Source organism: Curtobacterium sp. PhB146, assembly GCF_004342995.1.
Lineage (GTDB): Bacteria > Actinomycetota > Actinomycetes > Actinomycetales > Microbacteriaceae > Curtobacterium.
Genome location: NZ_SMBN01000017.1, coordinates 1 through 3,294, shown reverse-complemented (window position 1 = coordinate 3,294; position 3,294 = coordinate 1). Strand labels below are relative to the sequence as shown.

General features: G+C 55.3%; 1 rRNA gene and 1 other annotated feature (1 of these 2 only partly in view). The gene reads left to right on the top strand.

The window, feature by feature from the left end:
• Positions 1-3,022: a sequence feature (most likely nonfunctional fraction of RNA operon), on the top strand (it extends 1,197 nt beyond the left edge of the window).
• Between the two features lie 148 nt (positions 3,023-3,170).
• Positions 3,171-3,287, top strand: a 5S ribosomal RNA gene (gene rrf / locus EDF33_RS19925).
• Positions 3,288-3,294 lie beyond the last annotated feature (7 nt).

The following is a 3,294-nucleotide window of genomic DNA, read 5'->3' as shown; positions in this document are numbered from 1 at the left end:
AGGATTTCCGAATGGGGAAACCCCGCTGGGCGCTTTTGTGACCTGGTGACTCCCGCCTGAATATATAGGGCGGGTAGAGGGAACGTGGGGAAGTGAAACATCTCAGTACCCACAGGAAGAGAAAACAACATGTGATTCCGTGAGTAGTGGCGAGCGAAAGCGGATGAGGCTAAACCGATCATGTGTGATAGCCGGCGGGCGTTGCATGGTCGGGGTTGTGGGACACGTCACTCAGTTCTGCCGGACTGGGGCGGTTACAGCGCATCATAGTCGAACCGGTTTGAAAGCCGGGCCGTAGTGGGTGCCAGCCCCGTAGACGAAATGGTGTTATGGCCGGATGTGTATCCCAAGTAGCACGGGGCCCGAGAAATCCCGTGTGAATCTGTCAGGACCACCTGATAAGCCTAAATACTCCCAGATGACCGATAGCGGACAAGTACCGTGAGGGAAAGGTGAAAAGTACCCCGGGAGGGGAGTGAAATAGTACCTGAAACCGTTTGCTTACAAACCGTCGGAGCCTCCTTAGTAGGGGTGACGGCGTGCCTTTTGAAGAATGAGCCTGCGAGTTAGTGATATGTGGCGAGGTTAACCCGTGTGGGGCAGCCGTAGCGAAAGCGAGTCTGAATAGGGCGTTTGAGTCGCATGTTCTAGACCCGAAGCGAAGTGATCTATCCATGGCCAGGTTGAAGCGACGGTAAGACGTCGTGGAGGACCGAACCCACTTCAGTTGAAAATGGAGGGGATGAGCTGTGGATAGGGGTGAAAGGCCAATCAAACTTCGTGATAGCTGGTTCTCTCCGAAATGCATTTAGGTGCAGCGTTGCGTGTTTCTCGCCGGAGGTAGAGCTACTGGATGGCCGATGGGCCTCAACAGGTTACTGACGTCAGCCAAACTCCGAATGCCGGTGAGTGAGAGCGCAGCAGTGAGACGGTGGGGGATAAGCTTCATCGTCGAGAGGGAAACAACCCAGACTACCAACTAAGGTCCCTAAGCGTGTGCTAAGTGGGAAAGGATGTGGAGTTGCATAGACAACCAGGAGGTTGGCTTAGAAGCAGCCACCCTTGAAAGAGTGCGTAATAGCTCACTGGTCAAGTGATTCCGCGCCGACAATGTAACGGGGCTCAAGCACACCACCGAAGTTGTAGATTTCGCACACTAGACAAGCCTTCGTGGTTCAGTCGTGCGGAGTGGTAGGAGAGCGTCGTGTGGCGAGTGAAGCGGCGGAGTGATCCAGCCGTGGACGCTACACGAGTGAGAATGCAGGCATGAGTAGCGAAAGACGGGTGAGAAACCCGTCCTCCGAAAGACCAAGGGTTCCAGGGCCAGGTTAATCCGCCCTGGGTAAGTCGGGACCTAAGGCGAGGCCGACAGGCGTAGTCGATGGACAACGGGTTGATATTCCCGTACCGGCGAACAACCGCCCAAGCTAATCCAGTGGTGCTAAGAGTCCTAACCCGGATCAACCGGATCCCTTCGGGGTGATGGTGGCCGGTCTAACGCTCGACCCCATGCTGGTGCGGTTAGCGTATGAACAGGTGTGACGCAGGAAGGTAGCTGAGCCAGGCGATGGTATCCGTAAGGTGAACCTGGTGTAAGGATGTAGGGCTGACGATAGGCAAATCCGTCGTCTGTACGCCTGAGATCCGACGCGTACCCGTAAGGGGAAATCAGTGATCCTATGCTGCCGAGAAAAGCATCGACGCGAGGTTGCAGCCGCCCGTACCCGAAACCGACTCAGGTGGTCAGGTAGAGAATACCAAGGAGATCGAGAGAATCGTGGTTAAGGAACTCGGCAAAATGCCCCCGTAACTTCGGGAGAAGGGGGGCCGGACACGTGACCGGATTTACTCCGTGAGCGTTGAAGGCCGCAGAGACCAGTGGGAAGCGACTGTTTACTAAAAACACAGGTCCGTGCGAAGTCGCAAGACGATGTATACGGACTGACGCCTGCCCGGTGCTGGAAGGTTAAGAGGAAGGGTTAGCCTTTGGGCGAAGCTCTGAATTTAAGCCCCAGTAAACGGCGGTGGTAACTATAACCATCCTAAGGTAGCGAAATTCCTTGTCGGGTAAGTTCCGACCTGCACGAATGGCGTAACGACTTCCCAGCTGTCTCAACCGCGAACTCGGCGAAATTGCACTACGAGTAAAGATGCTCGTTACGCGCAGCAGGACGGAAAGACCCCGTGACCTTTACTACAGTTTGGTATTGGTGTTCGGTGTGGCTTGTGTAGGATAGGTGGGAGACTGTGAAGCGGGCACGCTAGTGTTCGTGGAGTCATTGTTGAAATACCACTCTGGTCACTCTGGATGTCTAACGTAGGACCCTGATCGGGTTCATGGACAGTGCCTGATGGGTAGTTTAACTGGGGCGGTTGCCTCCCAAAGAGTAACGGAGGCGCCCAAAGGTTCCCTCAACCTGGTTGGCAATCAGGTGGCGAGTGTAAGTGCACAAGGGAGCTTGACTGTGAGACTGACAGGTCGAGCAGGGACGAAAGTCGGGACTAGTGATCCGGCAGTGGCTTGTGGAAGCGCTGTCGCTCAACGGATAAAAGGTACCTCGGGGATAACAGGCTGATCTTGCCCAAGAGTCCATATCGACGGCATGGTTTGGCACCTCGATGTCGGCTCGTCGCATCCTGGGGCTGGAGTAGGTCCCAAGGGTTGGGCTGTTCGCCCATTAAAGCGGTACGCGAGCTGGGTTTAGAACGTCGTGAGACAGTTCGGTCCCTATCCGCTGCGCGCGTTGGAAATTTGAGAAGATCTATCCCTAGTACGAGAGGACCGGGATGGACGAACCTCTGGTGTGTCAGTTGTTCTGCCAAGGGCACCGCTGATTAGCTACGTTCGGACCGGATAACCGCTGAAAGCATCTAAGCGGGAAGCCGTCTTCGAGATGAGATTTCCATGCACCTTGAGTGTGAGAGGCTCCCAGCAGACTACTGGGTTGATAGGCCGGATGTGGAAGCGGGGACTAACGACCCGTGGAGCTGACCGGTACTAATAAGCCGAAGACTTGATAACACACTGATTTCCGTGCACTTGTTGCACGGGCTCGCGTCCACTTTGTGGTTCCCGACAGACGATCGGGAATCAAACTGAATACACCGCTCTGCCCATCCGTGGGCAGCAGCCGGAACATGTTTGAGACCAGATTGATGGTCGAAAGTGTTCCGGTGGTCATAGCGAGAGGGAAACGCCCGGTCACATTCCGAACCCGGAAGCTAAGCCTCTCAGCGCCGATGGTACTGCAAGGGGGACCTTGTGGGAGAGTAGGACGCCGCCGGACTTAACGT